Annotated in this window: 19 protein-coding genes and 1 tRNA gene; 3 read left to right on the plus strand and 17 right to left on the minus strand. The window is 50.7% G+C overall.

Annotated features, from left to right (window positions below; all coding sequences use genetic code 11):
• Positions 1-109 precede the first annotated feature (109 nt).
• A complete protein-coding gene (locus BR86_RS0111560) occupies positions 110-904 on the minus strand; it encodes a hypothetical protein (RefSeq protein ID WP_143099372.1) in 795 nt (264 codons plus the stop codon).
• Between the two features lie 262 nt (positions 905-1,166).
• On the opposite strand from BR86_RS0111560, the gene BR86_RS0111565 reads away from it, so the two are divergent.
• On the plus strand, positions 1,167-1,544 hold the full coding sequence (locus BR86_RS0111565; protein WP_031474076.1) for a glyoxalase/bleomycin resistance/dioxygenase family protein: 378 nt from the start codon (positions 1,167-1,169) through the stop codon (positions 1,542-1,544).
• A 119-nt stretch (positions 1,545-1,663) separates the two neighbouring features.
• Here the strand turns inward: BR86_RS0111565 and BR86_RS0111570 are convergent, their stop codons facing one another.
• Both BR86_RS0111570 and BR86_RS0111575 read right to left on the minus strand, forming a co-directional pair.
• Positions 1,664-2,110: an Hsp20/alpha crystallin family protein gene (locus BR86_RS0111570; protein ID WP_031474078.1), complete on the minus strand. Its 447-nt coding sequence runs from the start codon at positions 2,108-2,110 to the stop codon at positions 1,664-1,666.
• Between the two features lie 312 nt (positions 2,111-2,422).
• Entirely contained in the window at positions 2,423-2,767 is a 345-nt protein-coding gene (locus BR86_RS0111575) for a hypothetical protein (protein ID WP_031474080.1), read from the minus strand.
• A 234-nt stretch (positions 2,768-3,001) separates the two neighbouring features.
• On the opposite strand from BR86_RS0111575, the gene BR86_RS0111580 reads away from it, so the two are divergent.
• Together BR86_RS0111580 and BR86_RS0111585 are read left to right on the plus strand one after the other, a co-directional pair.
• The gene (locus tag BR86_RS0111580; protein ID WP_031474082.1) at positions 3,002-3,271 is read left to right on the plus strand and encodes a type II toxin-antitoxin system RelB/DinJ family antitoxin; all 270 of its coding nucleotides are present in this window, start codon (positions 3,002-3,004) and stop codon (positions 3,269-3,271) included.
• Entirely contained in the window at positions 3,271-3,528 is a 258-nt protein-coding gene (locus tag BR86_RS0111585) for a Txe/YoeB family addiction module toxin (RefSeq protein WP_031474084.1), read from the plus strand. The genes BR86_RS0111580 and BR86_RS0111585 overlap by 1 nt, the downstream gene beginning before the upstream one ends.
• A gap of 193 nt (positions 3,529-3,721) precedes the next feature.
• Here the strand turns inward: BR86_RS0111585 and BR86_RS0111590 are convergent.
• From BR86_RS0111590 to BR86_RS0111655, 14 genes are all read right to left on the minus strand, one after another.
• Positions 3,722-3,792, minus strand: a tRNA-Trp gene (locus tag BR86_RS0111590).
• A gap of 145 nt (positions 3,793-3,937) precedes the next feature.
• The gene (locus BR86_RS0111595; RefSeq protein ID WP_031474086.1) at positions 3,938-4,762 is read right to left on the minus strand and encodes a phosphatidylserine decarboxylase; all 825 of its coding nucleotides are present in this window, start codon (positions 4,760-4,762) and stop codon (positions 3,938-3,940) included.
• 3 nt (positions 4,763-4,765) lie between these two features.
• Positions 4,766-5,458 (minus strand): CDP-alcohol phosphatidyltransferase family protein, encoded by a 693-nt coding sequence (locus tag BR86_RS0111600; protein ID WP_031474088.1) that lies wholly within the window; start codon positions 5,456-5,458, stop codon positions 4,766-4,768.
• A 21-nt stretch (positions 5,459-5,479) separates the two neighbouring features.
• The gene (locus tag BR86_RS0111605) at positions 5,480-6,688 is read right to left on the minus strand and encodes a lysylphosphatidylglycerol synthase transmembrane domain-containing protein (protein ID WP_031474090.1); all 1,209 of its coding nucleotides are present in this window, start codon (positions 6,686-6,688) and stop codon (positions 5,480-5,482) included.
• 30 nt (positions 6,689-6,718) lie between these two features.
• Positions 6,719-7,393, minus strand: a complete 675-nt coding sequence (locus BR86_RS0111610) for a phosphatase PAP2 family protein (RefSeq protein ID WP_031474092.1) — start codon at positions 7,391-7,393, stop codon at positions 6,719-6,721.
• 13 nt (positions 7,394-7,406) lie between these two features.
• A complete protein-coding gene (radA, locus tag BR86_RS0111615; protein WP_031474094.1) occupies positions 7,407-8,789 on the minus strand; it encodes a DNA repair protein RadA in 1,383 nt (460 codons plus the stop codon).
• Positions 8,790-9,181: 392 nt separating this feature from the next.
• On the minus strand, positions 9,182-9,595 hold the full coding sequence (locus tag BR86_RS0111620; protein WP_031474096.1) for a hypothetical protein: 414 nt from the start codon (positions 9,593-9,595) through the stop codon (positions 9,182-9,184).
• Between the two features lie 52 nt (positions 9,596-9,647).
• Positions 9,648-12,161, minus strand: a complete 2,514-nt coding sequence (locus BR86_RS0111625) for an ATP-dependent Clp protease ATP-binding subunit (protein WP_031474098.1) — start codon at positions 12,159-12,161, stop codon at positions 9,648-9,650.
• Positions 12,162-12,195: 34 nt separating this feature from the next.
• A complete protein-coding gene (locus BR86_RS0111630; protein WP_031474100.1) occupies positions 12,196-13,230 on the minus strand; it encodes an ATP--guanido phosphotransferase in 1,035 nt (344 codons plus the stop codon).
• On the minus strand, positions 13,227-13,841 hold the full coding sequence (locus BR86_RS0111635) for a UvrB/UvrC motif-containing protein (RefSeq protein ID WP_051684778.1): 615 nt from the start codon (positions 13,839-13,841) through the stop codon (positions 13,227-13,229). The genes BR86_RS0111630 and BR86_RS0111635 overlap by 4 nt, the downstream gene beginning before the upstream one ends.
• Complete coding sequence (locus BR86_RS0111640) at positions 13,831-14,253, minus strand: GntR family transcriptional regulator (protein WP_031474104.1); 423 nt, start codon at positions 14,251-14,253, stop codon at positions 13,831-13,833. Before BR86_RS0111640 ends, BR86_RS0111635 begins: the two co-directional genes overlap by 11 nt.
• 457 nt (positions 14,254-14,710) lie before the next feature.
• Entirely contained in the window at positions 14,711-16,498 is a 1,788-nt protein-coding gene (locus BR86_RS0111645) for a cadherin-like beta sandwich domain-containing protein (protein WP_051684779.1), read from the minus strand.
• A gap of 141 nt (positions 16,499-16,639) precedes the next feature.
• Entirely contained in the window at positions 16,640-18,751 is a 2,112-nt protein-coding gene (locus tag BR86_RS0111650; protein ID WP_081844255.1) for an N-acetylglucosaminidase, read from the minus strand.
• A gap of 345 nt (positions 18,752-19,096) precedes the next feature.
• Complete coding sequence (locus tag BR86_RS0111655) at positions 19,097-20,539, minus strand: oxaloacetate decarboxylase subunit alpha (protein ID WP_081844252.1); 1,443 nt, start codon at positions 20,537-20,539, stop codon at positions 19,097-19,099.
• Positions 20,540-20,659: the final 120 nt, after the last annotated feature.

A 20,659-nucleotide genomic window follows, 5' to 3' on the forward strand; every position in this document is an offset into this window, starting at 1 on the left:
ATGCACATCCTCGCGGAGCGTTTTCTGTCATAGGAAAAGTCGGAGAAATCTCCCATGACGGAAAAACGGGCGGCCGCACCGACTTATGTCAGCGCAGCCGCCCCATGTTTCATCCGTCTAAATTGCTGTAAAAGCTGTCGATATTCTCCTCCGGCAGTTTCACCGGATCCCATCCGTAATCCTGATATTGCGTAATGCCCAGTCCGTTCGCCGCAACATAGTTGGCGATGATCTGTGCGCGCGTTTTTTCCGCCTCCTTCTCATCCCGGCTGATATACGCATCATAGTGAGATCCAAAAATCTTCTTCGCGCTCGGGGTAAAACCGGAACCGTCTTCCACCCGGTCAAATCCGGTCACCTCATAACCGCTGTCCGTCGATTTGATATGAATGCATCCCGGAAACGAACCGCCGGATTCGGTCTTCAGTGTGTCGCCGTCCAGAGAGTAATTGTAAAACTGGAAATCACCGTAAACCCGGATATCTTCTTTATTGCTCTCATCCTCATAGATTATGACCGGACAGGGGATTCCGACATCGGCAGCATCGAAATACTGTCCCAGTTCTTTCGCCATATAATCATACAAAACCGTGTAATACAGTTCCGGTCCCGGATATTCATAGGCCGGAAGTGCCGATTTTGTATTGTTTTTTTCTTTTGAGGATGCTTCGCCTGAGACGGCATGGCCGGAATCGTTCTCTTTTGAAATCGCTTCTGACGCCTTCGTCTCCTCTGTATCTATACTTTCTTCCTTTGCTGCCGAACTGCTCTCTTCCATCCGATTCTCCGCCGTACTCACGGACGAAGCGCCATCCGAAGCCTTCTTTGCGGAACCGCATCCGTTCATCAAAACGACTGCTCCGGCCGCCATCAGCACTGCTGCTATGTATCTGTATCCTCTCATCTCATTTCCCCATGTTTCTTCCTGCGCCTGTATATCATTTCAGTTACATTTTTTATTATACCCAAAACGAAACTAAATTTATGTCATTTTCCTGACTTGTTTTATTACAAATCATGTTACAATTACAGAAAACAAAGTCCGCAGGAGGCTTTTCACCTCCGAAAATATCCCGGCGTTTTCCTGCAACCAAAACCGCACAAAAACCATGTCAAAACCGGAAACATTGAGTCTTTAAAGTCGTACTTTATAAGGAGGTATCACCTTGAAAATTACAACTTTCAACCCGCTCATCGTTACCAGAGACGCGCCATCGGCAATCGCTTTATTTGAGGAATTGGGCTTTCAGCGCCGTCACACCAAAGAAGGCATCAGCATGAACAATGTCACAGATGTTCGCATGAAGGATGCCAACGGTTTCCATGTGGACATCGCCGAGGGAAACGGTGAATGGACAATGATCCGGATCAATGTCGATAATCTGGAAGAGGCCATCACTTTTCTCGAAGCCCGCGGTTTCCACAAAGCAAGACATGAGGCTGCCAACAAGACGGTGGACACCGGCTCCTCCCGGTTCAATATCATGGTTTCGCCTTCCGGAACCATCTTTGCAGTTTCACAGCATACGAAAGAGAATGACTGATCTATAAGAATATAATCGTAGCGCCGCGCACCGGATGAAACCCAACCGGTGTGCGGCGCTATTGTGTTTATCTGTTTTTTCTGCTGTCAGAATAATACTTCCAAGATCTTTTGAAAAACTCACTTGATCTCCAGATATTTGTTCTGTGCGGCAATCTGCTTCGGCTCCTCCTTCGGCATGGTCAGATGCAATACACCGTCCCTAAATTCCGCATTGATATCTTCTTTCCGAACCTGGCTGCCGACATAAAAGCTCCGGGACATTGCCCCGACATAACGCTCTCTTCGGATATATTTCTTATCCTCGTCTTTTTCTTCCTTGTCCAGAGACTTATCCGTGGATATCGTCAGATAACCGTTTTCCAGAGACGCGTGAACATCCTCTTTCTTAAATCCCGGAAGATCAATCGCGATCTCGTAGTTTCCGTCTTTTTCCTGAACGTCGGTCTTCATAAGATTGCGGGCGTGCTTTCCATACAAAGTCTGATCCACATCCGGCATCTTCGGCATACGGAAATCGAACCAGTCATCAAATAAGCTGTCTTCAAAAATACTAGGCATTAACATACATCATTCCTCCATTCTGTACGGTCAAAAACATTTCCTGACTTCCTGTATTTTCGGACAAAGGGGAGATCGGATCGGTACACCCATTCTCATCGTTTCCGGATGTCTGTTCTCTCTTTCCTTTGTTCAATTATGGTATAGCACTTTTGTTAGCACTCGTCAATAGTGAGTGCTGATATTTTTTTTCTATTCCGTCAACATGAACTCTATTAAACGTATTTCTCAGGTCCGAATAGCCACATAGCTTCACTCCGGTTCGTTTACCTACAATTCCTAATCCGACGAATCCTAATAAAAATCTTTCTCCAATATTTACAACTTATTGAATGATTCACATACCCAACATGGCTCTGTTCCTGTTTTAATCCATTCAGGTTTTTCCAAAAAAACATTGCTATCTTTTTGCTTCTGTCTGTATCCATATACACGTTTATACTTCTCGTATTGTTTAATTGGATCTCTCTTGATTATATATCGCCAATCTGTTTTAACACTGCGCACTATCATCATTCGCGGCGAATAGTTTTTCCACAATTCCGGAATACTTTTTCCACTCGATGATGGCTTTATTATATCCAGTTTTCGCAAGTTCCGACTTGAATCTAGATAAACAATATGTATAACTCCGATTTCTTGAATTTCATAAAACTCAATCATTTTGTAGACATCCGAATTCAGGAAATCCTGATAACGAGCCGAACATAAAATGTTGAATTTTTCCGTTCGGATATAGAATTTTAAAAATTCCTTTCGAATTTTATCCGCTTACCGCTCAGAGAAGTAATGATTTTTCATTACAATATAAAGAAAATCATTGATTCCTAATGAACTATACATATAATAGAATTATAAGCTATTTCAAAAGGTCTTAGATAAACGGAGGTTAATCATATGTCCAACGCTGTAAATATCAATTTCCGAATGGATGCTGAACTGAAGAAAAGCATGGAGAAGCTCTGCGATGAACTGGGCATGTCCATGACCACTGCATTTACCATTTTCGCAAAAAAAATGACCCGAGAACATCGCATCCCGTTTGAAGTCTCGGCAGATCCTTTCTATTCAGAAAGCAATATGAAATACCTGAACACCATCGTGAATGACATCAAAACCGGTAAGGCTCATTTCGCAGAGCACGAACTTCTGGAGGACGATGACTAATGGGGATACTGTGGGAAGACCGAGGATGGGAAGACTACCTTTTCTGGCAGTCTGAAGACAAGAAAATATTAAAGCGAATCAATTTGCTTATAAAAGACGCGCAGCGAACGCCTTTCACCGGGCTTGGAAAACCAGAACCATTGAAGGGAAATCTCAGCGGATATTGGAGCAGACGGATCAATGATGCAGATCGACTTGTCTATGAGTACAAAGATGAGCAATTGCGAATCATCTCCTGTCGTGGCCACTATGAATAATCAGGCTTTCCGAAACAACATTGAAAGATCCTGGATCGCTTTGATTCCCTGATCTGTTTTTTGGTTCAGTTGTGGTTCAGATGATACCAAAATACCGCATTTTTGACGTTTTATTCTGCAATAAATCACATTTCAAAGCAAAAAAAACCGCCCAACCAAGCTTCATGGCTCAGTTGAACGGTTTCACAATTTACACGGGAAGAGGGATTCGAACCCCCATCGGCGGTTTTGGAGACCGTAGCTCTACCATTGAACTATTCCCGTATTGTCGGCATTTCGTGCCGACTTGAGTATATTACCACATTGAATTGTATCTGTCAAATCTTTTTTCCGTATAATTCAGAAATTTATTTCAAACGCTCGTGCAGTCCTCATGTCATGATTCCTTTTGCAGCATCATCGCCGAAGATCATTTGTCACCCTGCGCACGTCTTCCGATCATCTGCCCCATACGGACCGGAATCTCCCGTCCGCCGGCCGTCTGCTCAAAAACGCGGGGACTGATGCGGGCTTTGCCCCTCTCCAGAAGAAGAATAATCGTGGAACCGCCGTAAAGGAACCGTCCCTTCTGCTCTCCGCGGGTCACCGGACCATATTCCTTATAATTCTGGATCTTCCCCACCAGCATTGCACCGACTTCCATCTGGATCATGGATCCAAAATTCGGCGACTCAATCAACGTGTATTCACGGCAGTTCTCGGTAAATACCGGAAACTCCCGAAGAGCAATCGGCTGAACCGTATGAAGAATGCCCGGAAGAAAGATGTTCCTCCCCTTCACGCCGCTGTCGGCATAACAATATCGATGATAATGCGTAACACAGAGCCGAAACACCAGACAGGTTCCTCCGCGAAACCGTTTTGCCAGCTCACGGTCACGCAGGAGATCCGGAATACGATACCGGCTTTGCTTCACCGGGATCACCGTGTCATCCTTAATCTCATACGCTGACAGAAGTCCGTCGCAGGGCGCAATCAGAATGTCCGGATCCATGTCGACCGGACGCTCTCCTTCCTTTAATTCACGGGTAAAGAATTCGTTGAAATTCCGGAAATGCCGCTTCTGACAGACCGACAGATCGATATGATTCATACGGACAAACGGCGCAATCAGCGGTACCGAGAGAGGAGAATCCAGAAATATCCCGGCTGCCTGTGAAAGTTTTCTCGCCGTCAGTATTTTCAGGATACGGCGTCCCCAAACGGTGTGATAAAGAAATTCCAGTGATGTCATTCATTACCTCCCGCGATAGGAAATAATCATGCGAAGAATCAGAAGAATCACAAACTCAACTCCGCCGATTCCGACCAGAACCAGAATTTCTTTCAGCTTCGGCTTCGGCACACGGAATTTTCCAAGAAAAAGAAGAGCCGTGATCAAAAGAACCGCAAAATATGCATACGTCACATCCTGCGGAAGCACATACTGGAACAGCAGCACCGTCGGAAAGATCAGCGCGGAGATGGTAACCGGCAGACCGATATAATACTTTCTCGATCCCACCGTCATCTTCTGACGCTCTTCTTCCGTGACATTGAAGTATGCCAGCCTCACCATGGCAGCCAGCACATAGAACATCATAATAGCGAACAGGAATATGGTCGGCTGACCGCTCCGGATGTGCGGCACATCCGAGAGCTGTGCTCCGGCTCTGAGCATTCCGTCACCGATCGCAGCCGGAAGAAATCCGAATGCAACCAGATCCGCAAGGGAGTCGATCTGTACACCGAAATCCTTCGCCATCTGTGAGCGGTCTTTCTTCGTTCTTGCCACCATTCCGTCAAATGAGTCACAAAGGCCGCAAAACATCAGAAAAAATGCGCCCATAAACGGATGACCGTTTCCGTGAAGTGTGACAAGCACTCCGCAGAAAGCGGAAAGAAGTGACAAATATGTAAGCCACACAGTGTAATCCCAGAATCCTATCATGTTAAATCCCTACTCTTATCATTAAATATTGTTATCAGTTTCTTTTTTCTTCTCTCTCCGATAGCGCCGGACCGCTCCGATCGCGACCGCAATGCCACTGATCAGAACACAGACGTAAAACGCCAATCCTCTGCTGAGAATTTCGAGACGAACCGCCGCCTCCCGGTTCAGAATTCCCTGAAACCCGTCCAGCAGAAGGAAATCCGCGACGCCCATTCCTCCCGGAATCGGCGCACAATAGCTTCCGATGGTCCCGAAGCACTGGACAGACCAGACCTGAAGAATATGGGAGATTTTTCCGCCCTGTGCCAGATAGATAAAGGCGGTGACGGAGATCATGGAGATTCGCTGCGCCAGATTGCAGAAGAAGGCCCTGGTCAGAAAACGCTTCTGTCCCGCCATCATGCTGACACTGCGGCGGTAGCGATCCATCGTCTCATGCAGTTTTTTTATGTGTTTGTCCGGCTCTTTTATCAGATGCCAATGATATCCGACGTGAATACAGGCCATCCAGGCCTTCTCCAACATACCGGGCATCCGAAGAAACAGATGAAAACCGATCGCCAGTCCGACAATCACAATGCAGCCGAACACGATCAGTATTTTTGACAAAATACTGAAACACTGCCACACTCCCGGGAAACAGAGCATACCGATGATCCCGGATGCAAGAAGAGCTTCGGTATAAAAAACCAGATTCATCACCAGAACCGCAGTGGTCATCGCTCCGGAAATTCCATCCTTCATCATAAAGAATGCACTCGCCGGCTGACCGCCGGATGCAGAAGGTGTAATGGCTGAAAAATAGACGTCTCCGGCAGCATAGAGAAATCCCCGTCGATATGGAATCCGGATTCCCATTCCCTGAAGAATCGCCCGAATCGCCTCACCTTCAAACCAGATAAACCCGATCATGGAAAACGCCGCGCAGACGGTCCAGCCGGGCTTCAGATGCTTCAGATCACGGATGACCGAACCCTCCGTCAGGGTTCTCGCCTGTGACGCCACCGCCCACACACTGAGAACAGCCAGAACGAGCGCCGCGACACTCCAAAGTGCCTTTCGCTTCAGTTCCCTGCCGATCACATTTTCCTTTTCCTCATCCGTTTCCGCCGGATCGTTCGGAACAGTCCCGCCGGTGGCTTCGTCGCCGTTTACGGCTCTGTTTTCGATATCATGTTTCGGAAGGATATCCGTTTCGTATCGTGGATCCTTACCATCTTCCCGCAACGAATCACCCCCTCTTTGTCTCACTCTGTTTTAATCCATAAGCTCCGTGAGCTTTTGATAAACTCTCCTTCCAATCCTGCGGAAAATCCAGGACAGATCCCATCGCCGTGCGATCAGAAAGCCGATCTCCATGACGGCAATGCCGCCGATGATATCCACAATCACGTGCTGCCGCACAAAAACGACGGACAGACACACCAGAACCGTCATCACGGCCATCGCAATCTTATACCAGTCCGGCCGGTGTTCCGCCATCGCCGTCCGAAAACAGAACCAGCTTTCCAGACAGTGGATGGACGGAAACAGATTTACCGCAAAGTCTTTCGCATACACAAAGCGGGTCAGCGCACACGCGATCCCCGCGCCGTCCACTTCCGGCCGTATAATCGTCGACGGAATGACGGCAAAACAGACCAGTGCGAGTATTTTTGCATAAATCTCGCTGCTGAACGCTTTGTAGCAAAATGTCGGATTCTCCGCCATGGCTGTCAGATATCCGATCGCCCACTGCAGGAACGCTCCGATGTAGATAAAGATAAACACCGGAACCAGAGGAATCCGGTGATCCAGCGGAATTGAAAAATCATGCAGCGGACCGACGAGCGCATGTTTGCCGATCAGCACGTAGCCGGCCGTATTGAGAACCAGCGCCGCGATCACCGGAAAAAATGCGTACGCATACTTCCGTAAGAATTTTCCAACCATATATCACCCTTGATTAGACTCTTTTCAAAAGATCAATAGCTTCACGCACATTTCTGACGCCGACCAGTCCGATACCGTCGGGCAGATCCATTCTTGTCATATTGGAACGGGGCAGAATACAGGTTGTAAACCCAAGCCGGATCGCCTCTTTCACTCTCTGTTCCGCCATCGAAACCGACCTCACCTCTCCGGCGAGACCAACCTCACCAAAAACAACGGTCTTTTCACTGATCGGGATATCCTTATAACTGGACACCAACGCCATCACGATCGCCAGATCCAGCGCCGGCTCGTTCATCTTCATACCGCCGGCGATGTTGATATAAGCGTCGTACGAGGACATTTCCAGATGACAGCGCTTTTCCAGAACCGCCATCAGGACATTCACACGGTTGTAGTCCGCACCTGCTGCCACTCTTCGCGGCATTCCGAAATTGGTCCTTGTCGTGAGCGCCTGAACTTCCAGCATGAGCGGTCTCGTGCCTTCCATAAGACACGCCGCCGCGGAACCGGATGCATCTTCCGGCCTTCCCTCCAGCATGAATTCCGACGGGTTCTCGACCTCCCGGAGACCGTCTTCCCTCATCTCGAATACCCCGATCTCGTTCGTGGATCCGAAACGGTTTTTGACGCTTCTGAGAATCCGGTAGGACGCATAGCGGTCCCCCTCAAAATAGAGCACCGTGTCCACCATATGTTCCAGCACTCTCGGCCCTGCTACAACGCCTTCCTTCGTAACATGACCGACGATGAATACCGTAATCCCTTCGCCCTTGGCAATCTGCATCAGAACATTCGTGCACTCCCGGACCTGACTGACCGAACCCGGAGCGGATGTAACTTCATCCATAAACATCGTCTGAATCGAGTCAATGACCACAATATCCGGTCTGGTCTTCCGGAGAACCTCTGCAATCGTACCGAGATTGGTCTCGCTCAGAAATGCCAGCGGCCCTTTTACCTCTCCGATCCGGTTTGCCCGGATCTTGATCTGCTTGAGAGACTCCTCTCCCGAAACATAGAGAACTTTTTTCTCATTTCCCGCAAGATTCCGGCAGACCTGCAGAAGAATCGTCGATTTTCCGATTCCCGGATCACCTCCGACCAGAACCAGCGACCCTTTCACGATACCGGATCCGAGAACACGGTCCAGTTCCCCGTAACCGGTCGATGTGCGGTCTTCCTCATCCAGATCGATCTCATCCAGCCGCATTGGCTCCGCATGGGAGCCGCCGATTGCAATGCTTCTTCCGGCATGTCCCGCAATCTTCACCGGTTCTGCCGGTGCTTCCACCATGGTATTCCATGCTTTACAGGTCGGGCACTGCCCCATCCATTTTGCAGATTCATGTCCGCATTCACTGCAGAAGAATGCGGTCTTTTTTGATTTTGCCATGTATCCTCCACATTCTCGAAGCCAAATCATCCTTGCGCACAGTATGTGCAGACACCATCTTTGTTATTTTACCCTACTTTTCGTTAAATGTGTAAAAAAACCGCAAACATTTTTTTGTCTTTTTTATGTCAAATTTCATTATGGTTTCTAAACAGCACAACACATCCCTGCTTTTGACAGGTTTTGGATGAAAGCAGATATGGTTTTTGAACGGTTCCGCCGTGTAAACAGCTGCTCATGCCGGCCTGGCAGACGCGTTCGGTTCTCTATTAGAACAAAAACGCGGATACCGATCTGTGACCGATATCCGCTGAAATGATTGTCCTTTAAGTTATTCCGGTGTCCGGCATGGAATTCGCTGACCGCCGAAACATTTTCTGACCGAGTCAGAATTATTTGGATTCTACACGGATGGAGACCGGCTTCGCTGCTTCCAGTTCTACACTGATCACCAGTTTTCCGCTCAGGTTCGTCTGCATCTTTCCTGCATCCTCTCCGTTGACCAGCACACTGTACTCGCTGTCTTCCTGCATCTGAAGAGTGATCTGCGCATCCTGAACACCTTCTACCGTAAACTCGACAAATCCATCTCCCACTTTGAAGTGATTTACTGCGGTTCCCGGGACCGACTCATAGACGAAGGTCTCATTTCTTTCCAGTTTCGTGATGTCCGCATAGGTCTTAACCTTGTAGATATCTCCCTGATATTCAAAATCGGAGAGTTTCTGCTTTGTATCCAGTTCATAGTTTCCGAAGCTGATGGTTCCGTCGCTCTCAACCTGAAGTAAATCTTTCACTACCGACATCTCTCATGTCCTCCTGAAGTATTCCTGCCATCGCAGTCATCTGTTGGTATGGTTATCTTATCACACTAACCTTTTTATTGCCAGTGGATTTCTTTTTTGCCCTGGAAAATGTCAGCTTCTGCGCATCCTTCGGCGCGGTGACGCGGACATCGTCGCCGCGGCTGATTTTTCCTTCCAGAAGAGCCTCCGAAAGCCGGTCTTCCACCTCGTTCTGGAATGTTCTGCGAAGCGGTCTTGCCCCGTACTTCGGATCAAATCCCTTTCTGGCAAGCCATGCCACAGCCGCCGGACTGAAGATCAGATTCATATCCAGCTGGGCGGATGTGCGGTGATTGATGGTCCGGATCATAATGCGGGTAATCTCGCTGATGTCTTCCTGCGTCAGCGGATGGAACACGATGATCTCATCGATTCGGTTCAGGAATTCCGGTCGGAACATCCGTTTTACCTCATCCATGACCTTTCCCTTCATGAAATTGTAATCCGCCTTCTCGTCATTTTCCGATGCAAAACCGACATGCTTCGGGGAAATGATGTTGGCTGCGCCTGCATTGCTGGTCATAATGATCACGGTATTCTTGAAATCAACCGTGCGTCCCTGCGCGTCGGTGATGTGTCCATCATCCAGAATCTGAAGGAGAACATTGAATACGTCCGGATGCGCTTTCTCAATCTCGTCGAACAGTACTACGGAATACGGATGTCTTCTTACTTTCTCCGCCAGCTGTCCGCCCTCCTCGTAGCCGACATATCCCGGCGGCGATCCGATGATCTTGGACACACTCTGTTTTTCCATGTATTCCGACATGTCAACACGGATCATGGCATTTTCCGTGCCGAAGAGCGACTCGGAAAGCGTCTTGGAGAGCTCGGTCTTTCCGACACCGGTCGGTCCGAGGAACAGGAACGAACCGATCGGACGTTTCGGATCTTTCAGGCCGACCCTTCCTCTGCGGATCGCTTTCGCCACCGCGCTGACCGCTTCATTCTGGCCGACAACTCTTGCGTGGAGAACCTCCTCCAGCTTCATGAGGCGCTCCGCCTCTCCTTCATTGAGTTTTCTCACCGGAATGCCGGTCCACTCCGACACGACATCCGCGACCTCATTGGCTCCCACCACAAGTTTCCGTGAATCCTTCTCGGCTTTCCACTTTTCGCGGAGTTCCTGAATTCTTGCAGTCTTTTCCGCCTGCTTCTTCTTGATCTCGCCGGCTCTCTCAAACTCTTCTTCGCGGACAGCCTGTTCCTTATCCACCTCGAGTTCTTTGAGTTCCTCCTCAAGTTCATGGATCTCGCCCGGCTCGGTGTATCCGGTCAGACGAACCTTCGACGCCGCCTCATCGATGACATCAATAGCCTTATCTGGAAGGAACCGGTCATTGATGTAGCGCTTGGACAGGCGCACGGCGGACTCCACCGCCTCATCGTTGATCCGTACCTGATGATGGTCTTCGTAGCGGCTCTTTAATCCTCTCAGAATCTCAATGCAGGCATCCTCTTCCGGTTCATCCACCATAACCGGCTGGAACCGGCGTTCGAGAGCCGCATCCTTCTCGATTCTCTTTCGGTACTCGTCTACGGTGGTCGCACCGATCAGCTGAATCTCTCCGCGGGCCAGCGACGGTTTCATGATATTGGACGCATCGATGGCGCCCTCAGCGCCGCCGGCTCCGATGATCGTATGAATTTCATCGATGAACAGGAGAATGTCACCGGCATTCTTCACCTCTTCAATCACCTTTTTGATTCGCTCTTCGAACTCACCGCGGTATTTGCTTCCTGCCACCATACTCGAGATATCCAGACGGATCAGTCGCTTATCCGCCACCGATTCCGGCACATCGCCGTTCACGATCGCCTCCGCAAGACCCTCGGCAACCGCGGTCTTTCCGACACCCGGTTCTCCGATCAGGCATGGATTGTTCTTCGTTCTGCGGCTGAGGATCTGAATAACCCTCTGCATTTCCTTGTCCCGGCCGATGACCGGATCCATTTTTCCTTCTCTGGCCGCTTCCGTCATATCCACACTGTATTTGTCCAAGGTCGGCGTGTCGGAACCGGCGTTCTTATCCTTTGCCCGCGCGGACGCACGGCCGGAAGCCGCACCGTCTTCCGAGTCCTCCGAAGTATCTCCGCCCATCGCTCCCATCAGGTCAATGTAAAGCTTCTGAAGATTGACATTCAGCGTGTACAAAAGCCGGGAAGCGGTACAGCTTCCGCTCTTGACGATCGCGATCAGAATATGCTCGGTGCCTACCAGCGGTGCCTTGAAAAAGACCGCCTCCTCATAACTGCTCTGCAGAATCTTTTTGGCACCCGGCGTATATTCCGCGTCGCCGGACACGGCGGTCGGTGTCTCCGGAGAGACCAGTTTCTCCATCACATCCAGAATTCTCTGCTCGGTGATTCCGTGACTGTTCAGCACTACCGCTGCGGTTCCGTTTCCTTCCCTCACCAGGCCGAGAAGAAGATGTTCGGTTCCGACATAACCGCCGCTGGTTTCCTGTGCTGCTTCCACCGCCAGACGAATTGCCTCCTTCGCCCTCTCGGTAAATCGATCAAACATGTCGTTTCCTTTCTGTCTCAATGCATCTCAATGATCATTCCAGGTCCGGAAGTTTTTCCCGGACATATCTTGCGCGCTCCATTGCCAGTTCATCCTGATCCAGCGGTTTCTGCGCAGACCGCTGAAGATTTGCCGGCTGTACTCCGATCATAATGCTGTAAATGCTGACCGGGCTGGACAGCGTCAGGAGCTTGTCCTCCGTTCCGCAGCGCACGTGGGACAGGAAGATCATCGCTTCCTTTACGCTCAGCTTCCGCGCGTATTTCAAAACGCCGTAAGCCTTGTATGCCTCATCCTCCATCATCAGATGATGTTTCTGCAGTGTTCCCGTCCGGATCTTACGCTCCTGATCAGCGATCTGACCCGCCACATAGCCGACACGGTCAAGGATCTCCTGTTCGGTTACGCCAAGAGTCTTCTGATTATAGATTTCGTAGAGATCTCCGTAGTTTTCCTTTCCTCTTCCGTACACACCGCGGACACCCACGCCGAAACGGGACATATCCGACATAAATCCCTGAAACCGCTGACTCGCGTTCAGAGACGGAAGATGAAGAATCACGGATGCCTTCATCCCGGTTCCGACATTCGTCGGATAGGACGTCATATATCCGTATTTTTCGTTGAATGCATAGTAGATCTTCTCGTTGATATAATCGTCCAGACGGTCCGCCTCTTCCCAGCATTCCTCAAGTCCGGCCCCCTCATGGAGAACGGAAAGGCGGATATGGTCGTCGGCATTCAGTACAAGCCCGACCCTCTCATCCTCGGAGAGAATGATGCCCCCGGGTGTTTTTTTGTCCACCAGCGTCTTATTCAGATGTCTTCGTTCCTGCAGTGCAATCCGGTCAATCTCCTTCAGACTGCGGAAACTGTGATACTCATAGTCCTTTCCGTCGCGGTCGGGAAGATCGCGAAACAGGTCCTTGAGACGGCGGACCAGCTCATCCGCCTCCTCGTCGGTCAGCTTTGACGGAAACCGGTACTCGTCCCAGTTCCGGACCAGCCGTACCCGGCTCGCCACCACATTGGACGGATCGTTTTTGACACAGTCAATCCATGTACTCATGCCGGATCACCGCCTTTCTTTCCCGATTCCTCCGCCGATCCGGCCGATGCCGCCAGTTCTTCGCGAAGTTCATGAAGTTTATCCCGGTAAACGGCAGCCATCTCATAGTTTTCCGCGGCCACCGCGTCTTTCAGCGCCCGCTCCATCTGGCGCATTTCCTCCCGGAGAGAATCCGGTTTTTCTTTTTCATTCCCGGATTCCGGTGCTTTCTCTCCTGCCTTCTGCGCAATCGGCCGCATCTTCGGATGCTTTCCCTTATGCGATCCGTTGTCCTGCAGCTGACGGATCTTTTCGCCGATCAGCAGGTCAAACACATGATAACAGTCTGCACAGCCGAAGCGGCTGTTGCTGACAAACTCCTCATATGTCGTACCGCATGTCGGACAGACAACCTCACGAAGTCTCTCGTTGCTGTCTGTCACGGAGGAAAGCCCGAGAAGTCCGGAAAGAAGCTTGCCGATCGTCATATCGCCGTCTACCACAAAACCGCCCTGTCCGAGATTCATCTCGCCGGCGCACTGCATACAGAGGTTATGCTCTGTCTTGACGCCGTTCATAATCTCTGTGTAACGGACATTCGCTTCGCGGATCTTGCATCGTTCACATAACATTCGTCTGGTCCTCCTGTTTCTTTTCCTGATATTTCCTGCACTGACACGGGAACTCGTCATAGATGGAATCCACCAGACGGTGAATCTCCTCCCGGGTCACATTTTTACAGGACGCAGCTGCCAGCAGAACCCCCATATCGTGGCGGATCTGCGCCAGCGTTTTCATTTTATCTTCATCCACGGCGATCACTGCGCCTTTTCGCCGGTCCAGCTTGACAAATCCTTCCTGCCTCAGCACCGCATATGCCTTGTTGACCGTATGCATATTGATTCCGATATCACTGGCGAGCTGGCGCACGGACGGCAATGTATCGCCCGGCAACAGCCTGTCGCAGGCGATGCCGACGATGATCTGGTTTCGCAGCTGTATATACAGCGCTTCATCACTATTGAAATCGACCTCGACGATCATGCTTCGCCCCCTTTTGAATTTACGGGAACCGATCCATGGCTCCATTAATTGTTCTATTGATTATATAACAATCAACTGTTTTTGTCTACCTTGACAAACATCCGGTCACTTTCATCTGCCCGTCTGTTCCCCAATATATGTATCGTCAATAACACGGGTTTGAATACGAAAAAATCCGCAGAGAAAAATCTGATCATATTGTATTATGAAACTTCGCAGAAATGTTCTGTAACGCAAAAGCAGGCCGCCCGAAGGCGGCCTGTCTTGCTGTCATTCTGTCATATTGGGGATTCACGGATCGATGAAATCGTAACTTCATCCTTTCATAGATTCCTGAGTTCCCGAATTCTTGAGTTCCCGGTTTCATGACCGCGGCAGATCTTCTGCATCGGTCTCTCCCGTTACCGCGCTGATACGGCATTGCTCCGCGCCACTGTTTCAGCGCGGACCGGATCCGTCAAAGATCCAATACATCCATATCATCTTCTGAAGCGGAATGCGGATGATTTCGAACGGTTTTTCCTCTGGATCGGGACGGCCGCTCAGTGTCATGTCCTGCCGAATTCCGGCTTCCGGATTCCTTTTCCGCCCGGTGCTCCGCATATTCGGTCTTTAACGCCTTTTTGGAAGTGTGAACCGATTCCGGCTCCGTTCTTCGATCCAGCCGTTTCTCTCGCTTCTCACTGTCCATACCGTCGGAACGGCGTTTCACCGCAAATGGAATCTCCGGTCCGTCTTCCGCCGTTCTTCTGCCGCGGCCCCTGCGCCCCTTGTCCTCATCAGAGTAATCTCTCCGCATCGCCTCTTCTCTGGCCTCCTCAATCCGGTCATGCCGGTGAAGGAGAAGATTAATGATGGTGATGAAGAGGATCACGCATCCGAAGGCGAGAGCCGCCATTATCAGGAAACGGTGATTGTATTTGTCCTGAAGCGTATTGTATTTGTCGATGATTTCGTCAATCTGCGCATCATCATAGAGACCGCCCGGCTTCTCAAAATACCGCTGCATGGTCTTCTCTGACAGATCGTAGCTGTAAAGCCCCTTTTCGCCTGCCGAATTCATTCCGTAAACCAGACAGTAATCCGAGGACGATTCTCCGGAATCCGGCGTCCATCCGACCACCTCATAGTTTCCGTTCAGCTGAATCGTCGTCTGCGAGAAGCCCTTCGGAATGGCTACCGTATCATCCGGCGTAAGCACTACGATTGACTTCTCGATTACATTGATGGTCACAAACGGTGAGAACGAGTCGGTCTGCTGATCATAAATGTAGAAATTTCCGGTTCCTGCCGCATCCACCAGATAGAGAAGGCACAGGCTGTCCGATTTCGCGCACATAATGCTGGCCGATTTATATTCGACCGATCCCTCTTCAAATCCTGCCGGAATCAGTTTGGAATCAAACGACTGCGCAACGGTATACTCCGTGCTGTCCACGGTGGCTTTCTCACTGCTCAGCACCGCCGATGCGGTCTTCTCGCCGGAAGACGCCGTCGTCGCCGCCGCGCCCTTGTTCACGGTAATAATGTATTTGCGGGTTGACGCGCCGTCCGGTGAGGACACTTCGCATTCAACCGTATTGACGCCGTCCTTGAGAATCGTGTCTCCGGTAATGTGAACCTTCGCCGAGCTGTCTTCCGCCTCCGCATTCACCGTAAAATCAGTGACATCCTCTCCGACATTCACCGTGTAAGATGTGATATCCGGAGAAAATGCCGGTGACAGCGATCCGCTGGAAACTTTCAGCGTTTTCAGCGAAGTCTTCCCGGAAGTGCTGCCGCTGCCCTTTTTCACGCGAATGCTGGATTTTCCGACCTTGCTGACATCCACATTCTTGGAATTTGCGTCATACACTTCATAGTCGTCCACTTTGATGGTGGTGCTGCCTTCCGACAGAGCCTTGAATTTCAGCTGATAGGTGACAGACTTCGCATTGGTGGAGTCGACGCTTCCGGAGAGTTTGACTGCTCCCGCGCCGCCGCTGGCGTTGCTTCCGCCCTGAAACTCAATCACGGAAGAATCGTATTTGAGCATCATTTTGGAAGATCCGAGCGTACCGTCCGTAGAAGTGATTTTTACATTGACGTTAAAGGTGTCTCCGACTTTCGTGTCCGGATCGGAGAATGAGATCACAGCGCTGGATGCCCAGGCGGTGATCCGTCCAACCGGTGATCCGACGGAAAGTATGCCGGCGGCAAGCAGCGCCGCCGCGGCAAACTTTACGTGATTCAATCTCATCTTCATGCGTTCTAACCTCTTCCTTTTCCGTGCAGTCCGTTCCCCAAAGGACCGTTTTCTGGTTTCTGTAGAACAATGTCCGCAGGTGATCATTCACTTCCCCGTGCCCATATCCGGAAAGCGTCCGGAAACTCTATTTGCCGGACGTCAGTTTCTTTTCCCGAGTCCCGGGCCTTCCACCTGCCAGGCATGATAGCCGGTAATTTCTTTTGTTTCGCCTTCTCCCGGTCCCTTTGTCACAGCATTTGTCCCGGTCGGTGATCCGTTTGCGGCGGACTGTTCGATCGGCTGAATGGACGTGGAACCGCTTCCTGCCGGCCCCGAGGACGAGCCTGTCGTAACCCTGACAGAGCTGTCAGAACTGCCGGTGGAAGTTTTGTTTGAAGAACTGCTCTCCGAAGAAGAACTGGTCCTGGTCGTCCAGCTTGCCGAAGACATTCCCGGTCCGGTTGCGGACCCTTCCGCGGACGAAGTCTTCGACGAAGAAGAATTCGATGCGGCCGCATTCATATCCGGCTGAATCGCACTGTTATACACCGGTCCGTCTGCCGAACGGTGGATTTTGATCGTATACGTCCGAACAGAGCCATTCTCCGCTGTAACCTGTACCGACACGGAATTTCTGCCGTCTGAGATCGGAATCTCACCCGCTCCGGCGATGGCCGCAGAGGAATCGATGGCCGCCGCACACACCTTCAGAGACGATACAGAGGAGTTCACCGAAACCTCATATTCCTGCGTATCTCTAACGAAAGACGGGGTGATGCTGAATCCCTCGATGCCAAAGCCGCGCAGCTTGTTGTTCGGGCTTCCGTCGCCGGTCGGCTTCAGCCGCGGCTCCGAAGGCATATCGCTGTATACCGGAATGGTGAAGACTGCCGCCGACTCTTTGAGTGCGCCGATCTTTGCGAGACTCAGGCCCTCCGCCGCGGCGCCCAGCGCGTTGGTCATGTACTGGTGCTTGTAGGTTCCGTCTGACGTCACATTATATTTCTTGAGGTACAGATTGACCTGTCCGCGTTTTACATAGTTTTCGCCGTACCATTTTGCTCCTCCGACAATGGACGCCCTCACGCTGTTCCAGGGTCTCCCATAGGAACCGGACTGGGAAGCCCACCAGAGTCCGCGCTCCACTGCACTCATCGAGCCGGATGTGTACGCTTCAATATTGAAGAAGTTATAGTAACCGCCGTATCCCGTCACGGTACCGGAAATGCTGCGGCCCTGTCCCTGTGCCCCCTGCTCCTGAAGGATCATGGAAGCGATGATATACGGATTGACGCCGGATTCCTTCGCCGCATCCATGATGATGCTGACATAGGTCTCACCGGAAGTCCCGCCCGGCTGGGAACCGGATTCTGATTCCGGCGCATCCGGCGAAGTCTGAACCGTCGAATCGGTAAATCCGCCGCCCGCCATGCCCGGTCCCGCTGCCGGGCCGGTCGCCTGGCCGGAAGAGGATCCCGGTGCCGAACTGCCGGAAGACGTGCCCGACGAGGACACCGTTCCCGCCAGGAAGGTTCCCTTCACCATCTCCGTCAGTCCTTCCGCCGACTGAAGGGACTCATTATAGCTCTGATCCATAAACTGGAAAATGTAGCTGTCATTCAGGAAATTTCTCGGATCCATGTAGTACTCGATGATCTCTCTCGATGCCGCAACCCAGGTGGAACCGTCGAAACCGGTCCACGTTCCGTTATTCCAGTCGTATGCGCCGTCTTCGGTCGATTTCCAGGAGGAAATGTTTTCTCTCCCGACAAGATTTCTTCCGACTTTGCTCTCTTCACTGATGACCGTATTCCAGGAAAGACCGGTCTTATATGCCTTGAATGTCCAGTTCGGATAGGATGCGTGCAGTTCCTGCAGCATCGGCCGGTAGCTTTCCGGAAAACCTTCCGAACTCAGTTGACTGTCAAATCCCGCATCCGACACGGTGGCCGTGCTTCCGATCCGGATATAGGACGAAGATACATATCCGACGGTGCTTCCGTAGCGGATCTTATACCACCGGTTGCCGTCCGTCCCCTGTGTCTCTTCAAGAACGGCAACTCTTGCGCCTTTGTTCAGCCTTGTCAGAGCGGAATAGGACGTTCCCGGCCCCTTTCGGACGTTCAGATTGGTCGCGTTCACGGTTCCGGAACGTTCCTCGGCATAGGCGACAATGCCAAACGGATTCCGCGTGCACTCTGAAGCCGGCGCGAAAACCGCCGCCGTGCTCAGAAGCACCGCGCAGATCCCTTTCAAATTCGGTTTTTTCATCTTATATCTCCGTTCTGCCCTGTCCGGCAGCATTCTTTTCCTGTTTTAATGCAGACAAAACACATAAAATGCGCATTGTTTTCTCGCTAACATTATAAAGTTTTGTGTAGAATTGTGCAACGAGAGTTAGAAATGTTTAAAATCCAGCCCCCGTTTTCTGCGCATTTGTAAGAATTTTGTAAGATTGTGAAATAACACGTACAAGATCCTCATTTAGAAAAAGTTGCAGAAGAGCCCGGAGAAAGCTCCTATGACAGAAAAAAGCCTGCTGCTCTTCCGCTTTTTTGAAAGCGAAAAAACAGCAGGCTTACCGAATCCTATTCGATTATCGTCCTGTCAGCGCGATCAGGTAGTCTGGCCGGCCTCTCTCTTCTTGAAGAATTCCTCGGCAACCTGCGGGAAGAGAGCATAGGTCAGAACATCCTCGTCCTGTCTCTTCCACTGCGCAATCTTTGCCTCGTAATCCGGCAGCTGCGGAGCGATCAGATCTGCCGGACGGCAGGTGATCGGCTCTTCATTGCCGATAGCCTTCTTCTGTACTTCCGGATTGAACGGCTTAACCGTCTTACCGAACTCACCCTTCAGGAACTTCTTGGACTCCTTCGGGATCATCTTATATCTCTCGCCCATCATTACGTTGAACACAGCCTGTGCACCAACGATCTGGGAAGACGGAGTTACCAGCGGCGGCTCACCGAAATCAGCGCGGACTCTCGGGATCTCCTTGAGAACTTCCTCATACTTGGACTCCTGATTCATCGCCTTCAGCTGGGAAACCAGGTTGGAAAGCATTCCGCCCGGAACCTGATAACGAAGTGTATTGATGTTTACGCCGAGAACCTTCGTGTTGAGAAGTCCGCTCTGGATATCCTCTTCTCTCTGCGGCTGGAAGTACTCTGCGATCTCGGAAAGTTTCTCGATATCCAGACCGGTATCGTACTTTGTGCCTTTGAGTGTCTCAACCATAACCTCCGTTGCCGGCTGGGAAGTACCCATTGCAAACGGGGAAATCGCGGTGTCAATGCGGTCACATCCAGCCTCGATGGCCTTCAGGTATGTCATTGCAGCAACACCCGAAGTATAGTGGGAGTGAAGATCGATCGGGATCTTAACGCTCTCCTTGAGTGCACCGACAAGCTCCTGAGCCTTATACGGAGTCAGAAGACCTGCCATATCCTTGATGCAGAGGGAATCTGCGCCCATCGCTTCGATGTTCTTGGCAATGTTCTTCCAGTAATCGAGAGTGTATGCAGAACCAAGAGTATAGCTCAGTGCGATCTGTGCCTCTGCCTTCTCCTTCTTTGCCGCTCTGACCGCTGTCTCAAGATTGCGGATATCATTCAGACAGTCAAAGATACGGATGATATCGATACCGTTCGCTACAGACTTCTGAACGAAATACTCTACGACATCATCTGCGTAGTGATTGTATCCAAGAATGTTCTGACCGCGGAAAAGCATCTGAAGCTTTGTCTTCTTGAATCCGTCTCTGAGCTTTCTCAGTCTGTTCCACGGATCCTCATTCAGGAATCGGAGACAGGAGTCAAATGTCGCTCCTCCCCAACACTCTACCGCGTAGTATCCGATCTCATCCATCTTCGGGATGATCGGCATCATCTGCTCTGTCGTCATTCTTGTTGCGATCAGAGACTGGTGCGCATCACGGAGTACGGTCTCAACGACCTTAACCGGCTTCTTCGCACCGGTATACGGGGATGCGACTGAATTGGCCTGCTGTGCACCGTTATCGGATGCGCCGAACAGGCGGCTGAAAAAACCTTCTGACATGATGTTTCCTCCTGATAATTACCATTTTTACCATACTTGTTCACTTTAAATCCACGAACATACACATTCTATTATGTTTCGAATTAAAATGCAACAATGCACACGATTCAGAACATACAT

Source organism: [Clostridium] aminophilum DSM 10710, assembly GCF_000711825.1.
Lineage (GTDB): Bacteria > Bacillota > Clostridia > Lachnospirales > Lachnospiraceae > Clostridium_R > Clostridium_R aminophilum.

Coding starts and splice junctions, on each gene's coding strand:
- BR86_RS0111560 (WP_143099372.1), bottom strand. CDS start 904: ATGAGAGGATACAGATACATAGCAGCAGTGCTGATGGCGGCCGGAGCA.
- BR86_RS0111570 (WP_031474078.1), bottom strand. CDS start 2,110: ATGTTAATGCCTAGTATTTTTGAAGACAGCTTATTTGATGACTGGTTC.
- BR86_RS0111575 (WP_031474080.1), bottom strand. CDS start 2,767: ATGATTGAGTTTTATGAAATTCAAGAAATCGGAGTTATACATATTGTT.
- BR86_RS0111580 (WP_031474082.1), top strand. CDS start 3,002: ATGTCCAACGCTGTAAATATCAATTTCCGAATGGATGCTGAACTGAAG.
- BR86_RS0111585 (WP_031474084.1), top strand. CDS start 3,271: ATGGGGATACTGTGGGAAGACCGAGGATGGGAAGACTACCTTTTCTGG.
- BR86_RS0111595 (WP_031474086.1), bottom strand. CDS start 4,762: ATGACATCACTGGAATTTCTTTATCACACCGTTTGGGGACGCCGTATC.
- BR86_RS0111600 (WP_031474088.1), bottom strand. CDS start 5,458: ATGATAGGATTCTGGGATTACACTGTGTGGCTTACATATTTGTCACTT.
- BR86_RS0111610 (WP_031474092.1), bottom strand. CDS start 7,393: ATGGTTGGAAAATTCTTACGGAAGTATGCGTACGCATTTTTTCCGGTG.
- radA (WP_031474094.1), bottom strand. CDS start 8,789: ATGGCAAAATCAAAAAAGACCGCATTCTTCTGCAGTGAATGCGGACAT.
- BR86_RS0111620 (WP_031474096.1), bottom strand. CDS start 9,595: ATGTCGGTAGTGAAAGATTTACTTCAGGTTGAGAGCGACGGAACCATC.
- BR86_RS0111625 (WP_031474098.1), bottom strand. CDS start 12,161: ATGTTTGATCGATTTACCGAGAGGGCGAAGGAGGCAATTCGTCTGGCG.
- BR86_RS0111630 (WP_031474100.1), bottom strand. CDS start 13,230: ATGAGTACATGGATTGACTGTGTCAAAAACGATCCGTCCAATGTGGTG.
- BR86_RS0111635 (WP_051684778.1), bottom strand. CDS start 13,841: ATGTTATGTGAACGATGCAAGATCCGCGAAGCGAATGTCCGTTACACA.
- BR86_RS0111640 (WP_031474104.1), bottom strand. CDS start 14,253: ATGATCGTCGAGGTCGATTTCAATAGTGATGAAGCGCTGTATATACAG.
- BR86_RS0111645 (WP_051684779.1), bottom strand. CDS start 16,498: ATGAAGATGAGATTGAATCACGTAAAGTTTGCCGCGGCGGCGCTGCTT.
- BR86_RS0111650 (WP_081844255.1), bottom strand. CDS start 18,751: ATGAAAAAACCGAATTTGAAAGGGATCTGCGCGGTGCTTCTGAGCACG.
- BR86_RS0111655 (WP_081844252.1), bottom strand. CDS start 20,539: ATGTCAGAAGGTTTTTTCAGCCGCCTGTTCGGCGCATCCGATAACGGT.